General features: G+C 63.4%; 13 protein-coding genes. 4 read left to right on the plus strand and 9 right to left on the minus strand.

What is annotated here, in order from left to right:
• Nucleotides 1–93: 93 nt before the first annotated feature.
• Nucleotides 94–1878: a DNA mismatch repair endonuclease MutL gene (gene mutL / locus SX1_RS04130; protein ID WP_019052042.1), complete on the plus strand. Its 1785-nt coding sequence runs from the start codon at nt 94–96 to the stop codon at nt 1876–1878.
• Nucleotides 1879–1882: 4 nt separating this feature from the next.
• Complete coding sequence (locus SX1_RS04135; protein WP_026149493.1) at nt 1883–2380, plus strand: hypothetical protein; 498 nt, start codon at nt 1883–1885, stop codon at nt 2378–2380.
• A 93-nt stretch (nt 2381–2473) separates the two neighbouring features.
• Here SX1_RS04135 and SX1_RS04140 read toward each other — a convergent pair whose 3' ends face one another.
• The 9 genes from SX1_RS04140 to SX1_RS04180 all read right to left on the minus strand — a co-directional run bounded on the left by SX1_RS04140 (nt 2474) and on the right by SX1_RS04180 (nt 11422).
• A complete protein-coding gene (locus SX1_RS04140; protein WP_026149494.1) occupies nt 2474–2941 on the minus strand; it encodes a MaoC family dehydratase in 468 nt (155 codons plus the stop codon).
• Between the two features lie 50 nt (nt 2942–2991).
• Entirely contained in the window at nt 2992–4542 is a 1551-nt protein-coding gene (locus SX1_RS04145) for an alkaline phosphatase D family protein (protein WP_026149495.1), read from the minus strand.
• Nucleotides 4543–4628: 86 nt separating this feature from the next.
• Entirely contained in the window at nt 4629–5123 is a 495-nt protein-coding gene (locus tag SX1_RS04150) for a DNA-deoxyinosine glycosylase (protein ID WP_026149496.1), read from the minus strand.
• Between the two features lie 101 nt (nt 5124–5224).
• Nucleotides 5225–6325: a redox-regulated ATPase YchF gene (ychF, locus tag SX1_RS04155; RefSeq protein ID WP_017183661.1), complete on the minus strand. Its 1101-nt coding sequence runs from the start codon at nt 6323–6325 to the stop codon at nt 5225–5227.
• Between the two features lie 95 nt (nt 6326–6420).
• Complete coding sequence (locus SX1_RS04160; RefSeq protein WP_019052048.1) at nt 6421–8049, minus strand: alpha-D-glucose phosphate-specific phosphoglucomutase; 1629 nt, start codon at nt 8047–8049, stop codon at nt 6421–6423.
• Between the two features lie 89 nt (nt 8050–8138).
• Entirely contained in the window at nt 8139–8708 is a 570-nt protein-coding gene (gene pth / locus SX1_RS04165) for an aminoacyl-tRNA hydrolase (protein ID WP_019052049.1), read from the minus strand.
• 113 nt (nt 8709–8821) lie between these two features.
• Entirely contained in the window at nt 8822–9436 is a 615-nt protein-coding gene (locus SX1_RS04170; RefSeq protein ID WP_017183664.1) for a 50S ribosomal protein L25/general stress protein Ctc, read from the minus strand.
• Nucleotides 9437–9625: 189 nt separating this feature from the next.
• On the minus strand, nt 9626–10522 hold the full coding sequence (locus tag SX1_RS04175) for a TraB/GumN family protein (protein WP_019052050.1): 897 nt from the start codon (nt 10520–10522) through the stop codon (nt 9626–9628).
• A gap of 6 nt (nt 10523–10528) precedes the next feature.
• Nucleotides 10529–11422 carry a TraB/GumN family protein gene (locus SX1_RS04180; protein WP_019052051.1) on the minus strand — a complete coding sequence of 298 codons (894 nt, stop codon included), beginning with the start codon at nt 11420–11422 and terminating at the stop codon, nt 10529–10531.
• Between the two features lie 134 nt (nt 11423–11556).
• On the opposite strand from SX1_RS04180, the gene SX1_RS04185 reads away from it, so the two are divergent.
• Both SX1_RS04185 and glyS read left to right on the plus strand, forming a co-directional pair.
• Complete coding sequence (locus SX1_RS04185) at nt 11557–12429, plus strand: glycine--tRNA ligase subunit alpha (RefSeq protein ID WP_019052052.1); 873 nt, start codon at nt 11557–11559, stop codon at nt 12427–12429.
• 129 nt (nt 12430–12558) lie between these two features.
• The gene (gene glyS, locus SX1_RS04190; protein ID WP_019052053.1) at nt 12559–14997 is read left to right on the plus strand and encodes a glycine--tRNA ligase subunit beta; all 2439 of its coding nucleotides are present in this window, start codon (nt 12559–12561) and stop codon (nt 14995–14997) included.
• The last annotated feature ends 92 nt before the right edge of the window (nt 14998–15089 follow it).

The following is a 15089-nucleotide window of genomic DNA, read 5'->3' on the forward strand; positions in this document are numbered from 1 at the left end:
AATGGCTTCTGCCCTGTTCAGTTGTCCTGTGCAGTGCAAAATATTTGGCGTCGCGGGTCGCGGAAAGCGACCGATTGGGCTAGTCCCTAATCAATGTCAATACGCCGCCTGCCCGAACATCTGGTCAATCGTATCGCTGCCGGTGAAGTGGTTGAAAGACCCGCCAGCGCGCTCAAGGAAATTGTTGAAAATGCGTTGGACGCTGGCGCGACTCGCATCGCGATCCGCCTGTCGAACGGCGGACTCGACCGGATCGAGGTGAGCGACGACGGTGTCGGCATGGATTCGGTCGACATGGCGCTGGCGCTGGAACGGCACGCGACATCCAAGATGCCCGATGACGATGCCATGGAAAATGTGGCCAGTCTGGGTTTCCGTGGCGAAGCGCTGCCGTCCATCGCCAGTGTCGCGCGCCTGTCGATCGACAGCCGGCGGCAGGGCGGGGAGGGCTGGAACCGCACGGTCGACAATGGGCAATTGGTGGCGGAGGGGCCAGCCGCCTTGCCCCCCGGCACCCGTGTCACCATCGAGCAGCTTTTCGCCAAGGTGCCCGCCCGCCGCAAATTCCTGCGATCGGCCAAGGCGGAATATGCCGCCTGTCTCGACATTGTCCGTCGTCTCGCAATGGCACATCCCGCCGTTGCTTTCGCGCTGGAACATGACGGTCGCCGGACGCTGGGGGTGCAGGCGGGCGATGCGCGGGAAGAAAGGGTCGCCGCGCTGACGGACCGGGCGCTGGCGGACAATCATGTCATCATCAGCCTGGCGCGCGAAGGCGTGCGCCTGTCGGGCGTCGCCTCCATTCCCACCTACAACCGCGGCGTGGGCGATCATCAATATCTGTTCGTCAATGGCCGCCCCGTGCGCGACCGACTGCTCATCGGCGCATTGCGCGGCGCCTATGCGGACATGCTGGCGCGCGATCGGCATCCGGTGGTGGCCCTGTTCCTCGACGTCCCGCCGCTCGACGTGGACGTCAATGTCCATCCCGCCAAGACGGAGGTGCGCTTCCGTGATCCCGCGATGATCCGGGGCATGATCATTTCGGGCCTGCGCCGCGCGCTCGACGAACAGGGCTTTCGCGCGGTCCAGAATGCTGATCCCGCCGCGCTGTCCGCCTGGCGCGCCGAACCCGTCTCGCCCACGCCGATCGGCGCGATGCCGATCTTTGACGCCGCGCCGGTCAGCTATAACCCGCTCGCCGCATCTTCCTTCGGCGATCGCCGTTCCAGCTTCATGACCCCGCCGCCCCAAGCGCGCGCCGAACCCGCCATGGCCCCCGCCCCGGAAGGGCAGAGCTTCCCGCTGGGCGTCGCGCGCGGCCAGGTCGCGCGCACTTACATCGTCGCGGAAGCGGAAGACGGCCTCGTCATCGTCGATCAACACGCCGCCCATGAACGGCTGACGCTGGAGAGGATGCGCCGGGCGATGGAAGGGCAGGGCGTCCAGTCGCAGGCGTTGCTGCTGCCCGAAGTCGTCGAACTGGAAGAACCCGCCTGCGACCGGCTGGAATCGCGCGCGCCGGAATTGCACGACTTCGGCCTAGACCTCGAACGCTTCGGCCCGTCCGCCATGCTGGTCCGCGCCGTACCGGCCATGCTCGGCCAGTCGGATGTCCAGGGCCTCGTCAAGGATCTGGCCGACGATCTCGCCGCCTATGACAGCGCCCTGTCGCTGAAGGAACGGCTCGACCTCGTCGCCGCGACCATGGCCTGTCACGGATCGGTTCGCGCGGGCCGGGTGCTCAGCGTCGCGGAAATGAACGCCCTGCTGCGCGAAATGGAAGTCACGCCACGCTCTGGCCAGTGCAACCATGGTCGCCCGACCTGGGTGAAGCTGGGCCATGGCGACATAGAAAAATTGTTCGGAAGGAAGTGATCTGATGACGATCCTCGCTGCCTTACTACTTGCCGCAGCCCCGGTTGCCGCCACGCAATGCACAGCGCCCGCACCATTGGCCGAACCCTGGACCAGCTGGACCCAGAGCGGACGGGCAAAGGCGGGCGTTCAGGCTCATGGCGCGCCCGCGCTGATCCTGGGAAAGCCGGTCACCGCCACGCTGACGCCCGCCGCCCATGTCCAATTCGCCGCGCCGCCCGGCAAAGGGGCGAACGATGGGCATGGCGGTCTCTTCACCCTGTCGCTCAAGCAGGCGGCGCGGGTCGGGATCGCACTAGATGGCCCGGCCTGGGTTGACGTCGTCATGGGGACGCAGGCGATCGCCTCGGTCGAACATGGTCATGGCCCGGACTGTTCGGGCATCCGCAAGATCGTGTGGTTCGACCTGCCCGCCGGGCGGCATCTGGTGCAGATTGCGGGGTCGAAAGCCGCCGATGTGCGAGTGATGGCGGCCGACGCACTGGCCAACCAGCCCCAGTAACACAGACAGCGTGTTCCCGCGCAGGCGGGAACCCAGTCCTACGGTCGAACTGGGTTCCCGCCTGCGCGGGAACACGCCGCTACCGCATCAGACTCAAACCGGCCGCGTCCGCCACAATGCAATCGGGATCATGGTCAGCACCGCGTCGTCATCCTGATTGAGGATCGTCACCTTGCTGTGAACGATGCCCATTTCCGGGCGGCTTTGCGACGCCTTCTTGGCAATCACCTCGCTGGTGCCGCGCAGCGTGTCGCCGGGCCGCACCGGGCGCAGCCAGCGAAGCTCGTCAACGCCCATCGCGCCCAGACTCGCCGCCTGCCGCCCCGGATCGCGCTGCATCTCGGTCACAAACATCTTCATGAACAGGGCGGTGGTGTGCCATCCGCTGGCCGACAGCGTGCCGAAATGGGTGGCAGCGGCTGCCTCATCGGACAGATGAAAGGGCTGTGCGTCAAACTCGGCGGCGAAGGCGATCGTCTCCTCCCGGCTCACCGTCAGAGGACCAAAGGCGATGCTATCGCCCACTGCAATATCCTCGAAATAGACTGTCGCGTCCGCCATGATATTTCCTTTCATGACGGACCTAATGCGAAGTTACGTTTACGTCAATGTCAGCTAATGTGGAGTGAAGGCTGGCCGCGCGGCACCGTCATGGTCGCGCGCGTGCTGATCGCGCCGCCCGGCGTGGATACCTGATCCACCACCCGCGCCTTGGTTGTCCACGCATCGGGCGTCACTTCGCACACCAGATAGCCGCGCTGGTCGTTGATGAACTTCAGCTCCGGATTGTTCTTCAGCATCATGTCGCTGCCGGTTCGCAGGTCGGACCCGTTGCCGCCGGAAGAGATCGAGGTCGACACAAATTCCACCGCCACGGTCTTGTCGCCATTGTCGAGCAGCCCGGCGAAATTCTGGTGCTCGTCCCCGGTCAGCACGATCACATTGTCCAGCCCGCGCATCTTGGCCAGCAAGCGGTTGCGCGGCACGCTATAGCCGGCCCAACTGTCGATATTATAGATTTTCGCCTTCTCGTCAGCATAGCGGCGCCGGTCGAGCGACATCATCATCACCTGCTGCGCCAGGCAATTCCATTTGGTCCGCCCACGCTTCAGATTATCGACCAGCCAGCTTTCCTCCTGCGCCGAAATGACCGTCGCCTTGCTGTCGTCAATGCCGGAACAATAGGGTTTGAACCCGTCATTGCACGGCTGGTCGCTGCGGAAGGATCGGGTGTCCAGAAAGTCGATCGACAGCAGGTCGCCAAAGCGCGCCTCGCGATACATGTTGGTGATGATGCCGTCGCGCGGCAGCATCGCGGCGCGCACCGGCATATATTCATACCATACTTGCAACCCGGCCTGACGGCGCAGGCGGAAAATCTCCGGCGGCACATCCTTCCAGTCATGGTCGCCGACCCAGTTATTTTCGACCTCATGATCGTCGAAGGTCGAAAACCATGTGTGGTTCGCGCGCGCGGCCTGCAGGTCATAGTCGCTCAGATATTGCGCATAGCGCAGCCGGTAATCGGCCACGTCGAAACAATCCTGGCCGATATGATGGCGGACCTGATCCTCCGGCAACCCGTCCTTGTCATAATCGGGTCCGCGCTGCTTATATTCATAGATGAAATCGCCATAGTGAAAGACGAAATTCAGGTCATCCTCGCGCGCCAGATGGCGGAATGCGGTGAACAGCCCATCCTCATAATTCTGGCAGCCCGCGACCCCGAATTTCAGGCTGGCAAGACTGGCCGAGGCCAGCGGCAAAGTGCGCGCCCGCCCGCGCGACGACTGGTCGCTGCCCAGGGTAAAGCGATACCAATAGGGCCGGTCGGGTTGCAAACCCGTCACCTCGACATGGACGCTATGGCCCAGTTCCGGCCGCGCCGTCGCCTCGCCCGAAGCCACGATGGTCTTGAACCTGTCGTCGCTCGCCACTTCCCATTTCACCGGCAGCGGCACCATCGGCATGCCGCCATGCGGCTCGAACGGCTTGGGGGCCAGCTTGGTCCAGATGACGAAACCGTCCGCCGCCGGATCGCCCGACGTGACGCCCAAGGCAAAGGGGTAGCCCGCAAACCAGCTTTGCGCCTTCAACAATGCGGGCGCGCCGATCAGCGGCACCGTAGTTGCAACGGTCAGTAACTGGCGACGGGAAAACATGGCGGCGACTTTCTGTATGGCTGTTTTACGACTGTGTCTTAGCCTGCTGCCCTAGCTTCGCAATATGACAGATCGACGCAAGCACGTCAGACGATCCAATCGCGCAAGACCCGCCACCGCTCCGCCTTCTGCGCGCGCGACAACGTGGCATGCGCGCCGCTGGAGGAAGGGAGGTCGATCAGCGTCAGGTCGTCCCGCCCCGCCAATTGCCGTCGTGCATGCAGCGCTGCCGTCCTGCCGTTGAACGCGACCGCCTGCAAAGCGGGCAGGGCCGCAACGAATTGGCCGAGATCACGAAGCTGCGCATCGCTGATCAAGCTGTCCAGACTGCCGGGCCGGGTCGCGCTGGCGATCACGTCCCACAGCCCCACGCCCCGCGCCCGCAAACGCTCCAGCCGCAGCGCATAGGGCTGCCCGACCAACGCCTCGCCCACCACATCGCCGATCAGCGCCCAGAACGCATTGCCCCGATGCGCATAATATTCCTGCCGCGCGATCGACACATCGCCGGGCAGGCTGCCCAGGATCAGCAGCCGGGTGTCGGCATCAACGCTGGGCGGGAAGGCGAATTTGAGAATGATTTCCGCGTCCTCCGTTCGCCCTGAGCTTGTCGAAGGGCCGTTCTTCTATGCGCAGAAGGGCAGGGCTTCGACAGGCTCAGCCCGAACGGATAAAGGACAGATCAAACGTTAAACCGGAACAGCATGATGTCGCCGTCCTGCGTCACATAGTCCTTGCCTTCGGACCGCCACTTGCCTGCTTCCTTGGCACCCGCCTCGCCATTGAACTGGACATAGTCGGCATAGGCCATGGTTTCCGCGCGGATGAAGCCTTTTTCGAAATCGGTATGGATCGCGCCAGCCGCCTGCGGGGCTTTCGACCCCTTGTGCACGGTCCAGGCGCGCGCTTCCTTCGGTCCCACGGTGAAGAAGGTGATGAGGCCCAGCAACTCATAGCCAGCCCGGATGATCCGCGCGAGGCCCGCCTCGGTCAGCCCCAGGGCTTCCAGATATTCGCCGCGCTCCTCGACCGGCATGGTCACCAGTTCGGCCTCGATCGCCGCCGACACGATGACCGCGCTGGCATTTTCCGCCGCCGCCTTTTCGAACACCCGTGCGGAATGGGCATTGCCCTGCGCCGCCGCGCCTTCCTCGACATTGCAGACATAGAGGACGGGCTTGGCCGTCAGCAGCTGCGCCTGCGCGAAGAGGCGGGCTTCCTCGTCATCGCGCGGCTGGGTCAGGCGCGCAGGCTTGCCATCGCGCAGCAATTCCAGCGTCTGCCCCAGCACGGAAGCGGCGGCCTTGGCCTCCTTGTCGCCCTGCGCGCCCTTCTTCAGCAGATTGGGCACGCGCTTTTCCAGGCTTTCCAGATCGGCCAGCATCAATTCGGTCTCGACCGTCTCGGCGTCAGCGATCGGATCGACCTTGCCCTCGACATGGGTGATGTCGTCATCCTCGAAACAGCGCAGCACATGAACGATGGCGTCGGTTTCGCGGATATTGGCCAGGAACTGGTTGCCCAGCCCTTCACCCTTGGACGCGCCGCGGACCAGGCCGGCAATGTCGACAAACGCCAGCTGCGTCTCGATGATCTTCTGCGACCCGCCAATCTTCGCGATCGTCTCCAACCGGGGGTCCGGCACAGCCACGCGCCCCTCGTTCGGCTCGATCGTGCAGAAGGGATAATTCGCCGCCTGCGCCGCCTGCGTTTCGGTCAGCGCATTGAACAGGGTGGACTTGCCCACATTGGGAAGCCCGACGATACCGCAACGAAAACCCATTTGACTGCCTTCACTTCAAATCCGATGGCGCGCCCGATAGCGGTTTCGCCGTGCATTGGCCAGCCTTTGCCCCATCGGCGACAATATCGGACCGATCAGGTGATGACGCTCGGCGCATCCATGGCGGTATAGCCGCGAATGTCGGCCAGTTCCTGCGCGGCGGCGACGAGCGGGGCCAGCGCGTCCCCCGTCGCCAGATTAAGGTCGCCATCGGGCGCCATATACCGCTCGATATAGACGCGCAGCGTTGCCCCCTGCGTGCCGGTGCCCGACAGGCGGAACACGACCCGCGATCCATCCTCGAACAATATACGCACGCCCTGATTGCGGCTGACCGATCCGTCGGTCGGGTCGGTATAGGCAAAATCATCCGCCGCGCTGATCGTCCCGCCGCTGTTGCCGGTTCCCGCCAGACTGTCGATCTTGCCGCGCAGCGCCGCCATCAGCGCATCGGCCCGATCGGTCGCGATGGCCTCATAATCATGCCGGGCGTAATAGTTGCGGCCATAGGTCGCCCAATGATCGGCCATGATCGCCGCGACGCTCTGCTGACGCGCTGCGACGATGTTCAGCCATAGCAGCACCGCCCAGATGCCGTCCTTTTCGCGCACATGGTCGGACCCGGTGCCCGCGCTTTCCTCGCCGCAGATGGTCGCCATGCCTGCGTCGAGCAGATTGCCGAAGAATTTCCAGCCGGTCGGCGTTTCGTAGAGCGCAACGCCCAGTTTCTCCGCAACCCGATCGGCCGCGCCGCTGGTCGGCATCGACCGGGCAATGCCCTTCAACCCGGCCTTGTAACCGGGCGCGAAATGCGCGTTCGCGGCCAGCACCGCCAGCGAATCCGACGGCGTAACATAGCAATGCCGCCCGATGATCAGGTTGCGGTCACCATCGCCGTCCGACGCCGCGCCGAAATCGGGCGCGTCGACGGCCATCATCTTGTCGTAAAGCTCTTTGGCGTGGACCAGATTGGGGTCGGGATGGTGATGGCCGAAATCGGGCAGGGGGGTGCCGTTTATCACCGTGCCCACGGGCGCCCCCAGCCGCCGCTCGAATATCTCGACCGCATAGGGGCCGGTCACCGCGCTCATGGAATCGAACGCCAGCGTGAAGCCGCCCGCGATCATCGCCCGGATCGCGCCGAAATCGAACAATTGCTCCATCAGGTCGGCATAGCCCGTGACCGGATCGACCACCTCGACCAGCATGTCGCCCATCCGGCTGGTGCCGATATGGTCCAGATCGACGTCGGCGGCGTCCAATATGCGATACTGGTCGATCGTCAGCGTGCGCGCATGGATCGCATCGGTCACCTTCTCCGGTGCCGGGCCGCCATTGCCGACATTATATTTGATCCCGAAATCCTCGTCCGGTCCGCCCGGATTGTGGCTGGCCGACAGCACCAGTCCGCCAAAAGCGCCCGACGCGCGGATCAGGTGCGACGCGGCTGGCGTCGACAAAATGCCGCCCTGACCCACCAGCACCCGACCAAATCCGTTGGCCGCCGCCATTTTCAGGACGATCTGGATGACCTCGCGATTGAGATAGCGCCCGTCGCCACCCACCACCAGCGTCTGCCCGGCAAAGCCCTCCAGGCTGTCGAACACGGACTGGACGAAATTTTCGGCATAATGGGGCTGGGCAAAGACCTTCACCTTCTTGCGCAGGCCCGACGTCCCCGGCTTCTGATCGTTGAACGGCGTGGTCGAAACTGTCTGAATCACCCGGTAACCCCCTGCAAGACGCAATGTCCCGCGCCCTTATGGCCCGGCGTTGTGACAATTCGCAATGCAGTTATTGCCTGCCCGCCCGCTCAATCCGCCAGCCGCAGCGCGACTTCGTTCATGAACCGCGCATCGTCATTCTTCGCCAGCCATTCCGCTTCCGCGCCGATCGCGCCCAGCATGTCGGCCAGCGCGTCGCTCTCGCTCTTGTGATAATTGCCCAGCACATAGTCATGCACCCGGTCCTTGTGCCCCGGATGACCGATGCCGATCCGCACCCGGCGGAAATCCGCGCCGATATGCGCGTCGGTCGATCGCAGGCCGTTATGCCCGGCATTGCCGCCGCCACGCTTCACCTTCACCTTCATCGGCGCCAGATCCAGTTCGTCGTGAAAGACGGTCACGTCCTGCGGCGTCAGCTTGTAGAAGCGCATGGCCTCGCCAACGGCCCGCCCGCTTTCGTTCATGAATGTCGCGGGTTTGAGCAGCAGGATCTTCTCCGGCCCTATCCGCCCTTCCTGGGTCCAGCCCTGAAACTGCTTGCGGGGCGGGGAGAAGCGATACAGGTCCGCGATCAGGTCTGCGACCATGAAGCCGACATTATGCCGGTGCATCGCATATTGCGCGCCCGGATTGCCCAGGCCCACCCAGATTTGCATCGTCGCTTGCTCCTTCACGACAAAACCCCGTTCGCCCTGAGCCTGTCGAACCGCCTGGTCCGACAAGCCCAGCCCGAACGGGGTTGAGCTGAACCGTTATACGGTCGAAAGGCTTATTCGGCTTCCGCCTCGGCCTCGCCTTCACCTTCGGCGCTCTTGAGAGCCGACGGGGCGACGATGGTCGCGATCGTGAAGTCGCGATCCTCGATCGCGGGCTTCGCGCCCTTGGGCAGCGTCACCGCGCTGATGTGGATCGAATCACCGACTTCGAAGCCGGTCAGGTCGACCACGACATCGTCGGGGATTTCGGAAGCATCGACGACCAGTTCGACATCATGACGAACGACGTTCAGCACGCCACCCTTCTTGAGGCCGGGCGAGGCGGCTTCATTTTCGAAACGCACAGGGACCGCGACGGTCACGCTGGCATGTTCGGCAACGCGCAGGAAGTCGGCGTGCAGCGGACGGTCCGAAACGGGGTGGAAGGCCACATCCTTGGGCAGGGTGCGGACGGTCTTGCCGTTCACTTCGACCATGATGACCGAATTGAAGAAGTGGCCGGTGCCGAGCAGCTTGTTGAGGAGCTTTTCCTCGACATGGATCGACAGGGGTTCTTCGTTCATTCCATAGATGACGGCGGGTACGCGGCCCTCACGGCGGAGGGCGCGGGAGGCTCCCTTGCCTGCCCGATCGCGTGCCTCGGCCGACAGCGTAAGCTGCTCGCTCATTGCGTGTCTCCAAAAGCTGGTTTGAGTTACTTTTCCCGCCACGCCTCCAGGGATGACCATAGCGGGAGCGCGCCCTTTAGCAGAAAAGTCCCAGAAAGCAAGCGGGCCAACACGCGGTGCTCCCGCGAAGGCGGGAGCCCAGTTCATACGTCTCGACTGGACTCCCGCCTTCGCGGGAGCACAAAGCGCCTACTGCACCCGCGTCACCGCAAACCCGCGCGCCTTCAGCAGGTCGATCAGATTCTCCCGCCCCGTCAGATGCCCGGCGCCCACCGCGATGAACGGCGCGCCCTTCATCGGTTCGATGGCTTTCACCCAGTCGCGGTTGCGCGCCACCAGCACCGCTTCCTCGACCACCGGGTCGGGCTGCTCGCCAATCTGGTCCTCCCTGGCGATCGCTTCCATGTCGCCCGTGCTCCAGGCTTTGAGGATGCGGTCATACAGCCCCTTCATATCCTTGGCCTCATGCACGGTCTGCACCAGCAGGCGCGATTGCGCCGCTTGCGGCAGCGTGTCGAACGCGCCGAACTGCCGCTCTATCGTCTCCAGCCCGCCAATCGGCTTGCCTGCCTTCGTGAAGGCCGCGATCAGTACCGGCTCGACTCCGTCATCCTGACTGACACCCAGCCCCTGTTGCGTCGCCGCCGACAGCAGCATCGCCGCTGCCCAGCTTTCATAGCCTGACAATATTTGCGTGCTGGTCCCGCCATCGCTGATCGCCTTGTCCAGCGCAGCCTTCTCCTTGTCCGGCACGCGCGCTTCGAGTGGCGGCAGGCCCGGACTGCGCCCCATGGATTCGAACAGGGCGAGCGTTTTCTCCTCGTCCTGCAAATCCGCCGCCTCCAGCACCAGCCGGTCGGCCTTGGCCATCGCTGCGCGGATCGTCGGCGTCTCCCACGCTACCCCCTTGGGCAGCACATGGATGGTGCCGAACAGCCATCCCTTCATGTCGCCGCGCTGCACCTGCCACAGCGCCGGGCCATCCTTTGCAGCGGGCGAGGGGACAGGGTCGCTGCCACAGGCGGCAACCAGCGTCAGCGCACAGAATGCCAGAAAATGCGCCAGAAATCGGGTGAACAGCCGCATCGCCGCTTACTCCTTCACGCGCCGGGTCTTGATGCCCAGCGCCTTCAACTGATCCTGCACGCTGCCCTTGCCCGCCAGATGCCCAGCGCCCACGGCCACGAACACCGTGCCGGGCCGGTCCATCCGCCCCTTTATCCACTGCGCCCAGTTCGCATTGCGCCCGGTCAGCAATGTCTGCGCCAGCTGCGGCGTCGCTTCGAGCGATTCGTTCATCGACCTGGCCAGCCGCTTGGGGTCGCCCGCCTGCCAATAGCGCAGCAGCTTGGCAAACTCGCCCTCCATCTCCGGCAATCCATCGACCGTCGCGTTCAGAAATTCGATCTGTTGCGCCATCGGCAGCGTGGCGAAGAAATCGATCTGCTGCTCGACCGTCTCCAGCGCCTCGACCTGCTTGCCCGCCTTCACCGCCGCCGCGCGCAATATCTTTTCCGCGCCCAGATCGGCCCGGTAGCCCAGCTTCTGGAGCGGCGCGACCGACAGCGCCATGCCCGCCATCCACGGGGCAAAGCGTTCGAATGCCTGCCACGGCATCGCATTGGCCTCCATCGCCGCGCGATATTTCGCCCGCGCCGCGTCGTCCAGCCGGTCCGACAGCGCCACCCCGTCGCCCGCGACCGCCTTGCTCATCATGACAGCGCCCATGGCATTGGGATCGTCCGGCTCGATGATCTCCAGCACCAGCTCGTCCGCCCCGTCAAACGCGGCCTTCACATCGCCGCGGAACCAGTCGATCCCCGGCTTCATCACATGGACGGTGCCAAACAGGTAGATTGTGGTGTCCGCATCCTGCACCCGCCACAGGGCGGGGGTGGCGACGATATTGGCGGGCGTGGCCGGGCGCGCCTGCGCCACGCCACTCATCATCAACAGCGCAGCGGCGCATAAACGAAGCATCTTCATGCCGCACACATGCGTGCAGGGCGGCCCAAGGGCAAGCTGCTTAACCCTGTTTTGCGCGCGTCTCCCTTGACCGTATCAGCCCCATACGCCAATGCGCGACGCCAAGATAAACCGTCATATCGCAAGGATCACCCGTGGCCGAAGGCAAAGCGCTTTCCTTCCAGGACCTCATCCTGACTCTCCATGCCTATTGGGGGAAACAGGGCTGCGTCATCCTCCAGCCCTATGACATGGAAGTGGGCGCAGGCACCTTCCACCCCGCGACCACCTTGCGCGCGCTGGGGCCAAAGCCGTGGAACGCCGCCTATGTCCAGCCCAGCCGCCGCCCGACCGATGGCCGCTATGGCGAAAATCCCAACCGGCTTCAGCATTATTACCAATATCAGGTGATCATGAAGCCGTCGCCCGCCAACCTTCAGGATCTCTATCTGGGGTCGCTGATGGAAATCGGCATCGATCCGCTGGTCCATGACATCCGCTTTGTCGAGGATGACTGGGAAAGCCCGACGCTGGGCGCCTGGGGGCTGGGCTGGGAAGTCTGGTGCGACGGCATGGAAGTCAGCCAGTTTACCTATTTTCAGCAGATGGGCGGTTATGACTGCAAGCCGGTCGCGGGCGAACTGACCTACGGGCTAGAACGGCTCGCCATGTATATCCAGGGCGTCGACAGCGTCTATAACCTGAAATTCAACGACGCGGGCGTCACCTATGGCGACGTGTTCCTCGACAATGAAAAGCAGATGTCGAAATGGAATTTCGAGGTCGCCGACACGGAAAAACTGTTCCGCTGGTTCAAGGATTGCCAGGCCGAATGGCGCCAGTGCATCGACAATGGCGTCCCGCTCGCCGCGTTCGAGCAGGCGATCAAGGCATCGCACACCTTCAACCTGCTACAGGCCCGCGGCGTCATCTCCGTACAGGAACGCGCCAGCTACATGGGCCAGGTCCGCGACATGGCCAAGGGCAGCTGCGAAGCATGGATGGAATCCAACGGATGGACGGCGTGATGGGCACAAATTTAAACCCGTTCGCCCTGAGCCTGTCGAAGGGCTCCACTGAGCCGAAGGCGAAGTACCTTCACTGCGTTCAGGGGCGGGCTTCGACAAGCTCAGCCCGAACGGTTTGGGATGCGATAAATGACTGACTTCCTCCTCGAACTGCGCTGCGAGGAAATTCCCGCGCGCATGCAATTGAAGGCCAGCGACGATCTCGCCCGCCTGTTTACCGAGGAACTGGCCAAGTCCGGCCTCACCCCCGGCGCGATCGACAGTTTCGTGACGCCGCGCCGCCTGGCGCTCATCGCCCGCGACCTGCCGCTGGAAACCGCCGCCGTCAGCGAAGAGCATAAAGGCCCGCGCACCAGCGCGCCGCCCCAGGCGCTCGAAGGCTTCCTGCGCAAGACCGGCCTGACCCAGGACCAGCTGGAGGATCGCGACGGCGTCTGGTTCGCCGTCGTCAACAAGCCCGGCCGCGCGACCGCAGACGTGCTGGCCCAAGCCATACCCGCCATCATCCGCGCCTTCCCCTGGCCCAAATCGATGCGCTGGGGCATCGCGTCCCAGACCACCGAAAGCCTGCGCTGGGTCCGCCCGTTGCAGGGCATCGTCGCGATTTTGGGCGAGGACCTTATCTCCTGCGAAGTCGACGGCATCCAGTCGGGCTACGCGACGCTCGGCCACCGCTTCCACCATAGCGGCGAGATCACCATCGGCGGCGCGAGCGATTACGCCGAAAAGCTGCGCGCCTGCCATGTCATCGTCAGCCATCAGGAACGCCAGTCGATCATCGCGGAAAAATCGGCACAGGCCGCCGCCGCCCACGGCTACACCGTGGTCGAGGACAAGGGGCTGATCGCGGAAAATGCGGGCCTCACCGAATGGCCGGTCCCGCTGCTGGGCGATTTCGACTCCGCCTTCCTGGAGGTGCCGCCTGAAGTCATCCAGCTGACCCTGCGCATCAACCAGAAATATTTCGTCCTGCGCGATGGCGAGGGCAAACTCGCCCCCGCCTTCATCTGCACCGCCAATATCGAGGCGAAGGATGGCGGCGCGGCGATCATTGCCGGCAACCGCAAGGTACTGGCCGCACGCCTCTCGGACGCTCGCTTCTTCTGGGAACAGGACCGCAAGACCCGGCTGGAGGATCACGCAAAGAAGCTGAAACGCATCACCTTCCACGAGAAACTCGGCACCGTCGCCGACAAGGTCGAGCGCGTGGCGAAACTCGCCCGCTGGCTGGTGGAAGAGGGCATCGTCACCCCAACCACCACCGTCACCCCAGCGAAGGCTGGGGTCTCAGGCGGCAGCGTCCCAACGCCTGAGATGCCAGCTTCCGCTGGCATGACGAAGGATCGGTTGGCAGACCTCGCCGAACAGGCCGCCCGCCTCTGCAAGGCCGACCTCGTCACCGAAATGGTCGGCGAATTCCCCGAACTGCAAGGCGTCATGGGCGGCTACTACGCCCGCGCCGAAGGCCTACCCGACGCCGTAGCCGACGCCATCCGCGACCATTACAAGCCGGTCGGCCAGGGCGACGACGTCCCCACCGCGCCGGTCACGGTAGCGGTGAGTTTGGCGGATAAGCTGGATACTATTTTCGCATTTTTGTCTGTAGACTTGGCACCGACTGGCAGCAAAGACCCATTTGCTTTGCGGAGGTCGATGATCGCTGGCATCGCAGTTCTGGAATTCAATAACCTTCGCGTTCACATAAACCAGATCATTTTGCACTGGGTTTCTATTACTTTCCAGCAAATGAGTAGTGATTTTCAGGACGCTACGGAACAGAATAGAAAAAATATTGCGCTTAACCAAGAAATAACGCAGTTATTTAGTTTAATAGAGATTCAAAAATTAACCATGGTTCGCGATAAAATCGCTAGTGTTTTAGAGCCAAAGGGTGGGGACGCTGGGCGATTCCAAAAATGGAATGAGTTACTACAGCGCGGAAGAAACGACGAATTTATCGAACTACGATATAAGGTGCTGATGTTTGCTGGCGACCGCCTCAAGGTCCAGCAGAAGGAAGCCGGCGTCCGCCACGACCTGATCGACGCGGTGTTCGCCTTGGGCGGCGAGGATGATCTCGTCCGCCTGCTCGCCCGCGTCCATGCGCTCCAGTCCTTCGTCGCGACCGACGATGGCGCAAACCTGCTGGCGGGCTACAAGCGTGCCGCGAACATCCTCAAGAAGGAAGCGCCTGCCCAACCCACCACCGTCATCCCCGCGAAGGCTGGGACCCATCTCCCAACCGAGCAACCAGACACAGCCGCGACGATGGATTCCCGCCTTCGCGGGAATGACGGGCCTCTTTCCTACACCCCCGAAATAGCCGAAGCTGCGCTCATCGCCGCGCTCGACGTGGCGGAACCGCGCACGGCTCAGGCGGTGGCGGCGGAGGATTTCGAGGGCGCGATGGCGGCCCTTGCAACGCTCCGCGCGCCCATCGACGCCTTCTTTGAAAGCGTGACGGTCAATGATCCCGATGCGGACAAGCGCGCCGCCCGCCTCGCCCTTCTGGCGCGGGTCCGCGATGCCGTTCACAGTGTAGCGGACTTTTCGAAAATTACCGGATGACGTAATAAAATGTTACGTTTGCCGGGAAAAGTACGAAGTTAAGGCGTAATAATCCTATTCGAACGCGCATGATCTGGCTATGCATGTCAGAT

This window comes from Sphingobium xenophagum NBRC 107872, assembly GCF_000367345.1.
Classification (GTDB): domain Bacteria; phylum Pseudomonadota; class Alphaproteobacteria; order Sphingomonadales; family Sphingomonadaceae; genus Sphingobium; species Sphingobium xenophagum.